Below are 238 nucleotides of genomic sequence, written 5' to 3'. Positions count from 1 at the left end.
AACGCCCGGACCTCATGCTCCTGACGGATGATGTTTATGGAACGTTTTTTCCGGGATTCCGTTCGCTGCTGGGCGAACTGCCGCATAACACCATCGGCGTGTACTCCTACTCGAAGTATTTCGGCGCTACCGGCTGGCGCCTTGGAGTCATCGCAGTCCACGAAGACAACATCTATGACCAGAAGATTGCCCAGCTGCCCGAAGCCACGCTCAAGGTGCTCGACAAGCGTTACGGGGC

General features: G+C 57.1%; 1 protein-coding gene. It reads left to right on the top strand.

Translation table 11 applies throughout. The annotated features are described in order from the left end of the window. Positions 1-238 (top strand): aminotransferase class I/II-fold pyridoxal phosphate-dependent enzyme (locus tag RAD04_RS39125; protein WP_461628029.1); only part of this gene is annotated, 238 nt, incomplete at both ends.

Source organism: Bradyrhizobium sp. 25ACV, assembly GCF_054863005.1.
This window is presented reverse-complemented; position numbering and strand designations above follow the sequence as displayed.